Source organism: Pseudoalteromonas sp. MER144-MNA-CIBAN-0113 (genome assembly GCF_040308965.1).
Taxonomy (GTDB): Bacteria; Pseudomonadota; Gammaproteobacteria; order Enterobacterales; family Alteromonadaceae; genus Pseudoalteromonas; species Pseudoalteromonas tetraodonis.
In genome coordinates this window covers 1-260 of record NZ_JBEOOG010000424.1, presented here as the reverse complement: position 1 = coordinate 260, position 260 = coordinate 1, and the positions used below count along the sequence as shown (strand labels likewise).

The 260-nt window shown below is 40.8% G+C and carries 1 pseudogene; it reads right to left on the bottom strand.

Annotated elements, in window-relative coordinates:
- Window positions 1-260: pseudogene (locus tag AAEY57_RS20335) on the bottom strand (type II secretion system protein GspL); the annotation flags it as partial.

Sequence of the window (260 nt, the reverse complement as noted above, 5' to 3'; positions counted from 1 at the left end):
CTATAATTGCGGCGCCTTTCCAGTAACCCCACCATAAAGCGCTTTGTTTTTTAAGCTGATACATACCTTGGCGTAAGTTAAAGTTAACGCTATCTAACTGCTTTGCAAATAATGCTAGAGGTAAGTCGTACTCACTCGTTTGCGCTTGTAAGTTAACGCTTTCTGGAAACTGACTAGCTGGGCTAAAATGCTTAATATCAGGATTACCCATGGCTGTTAAGTAGCCATTTAACCAATTAGATTCAACCGCACCTATATGC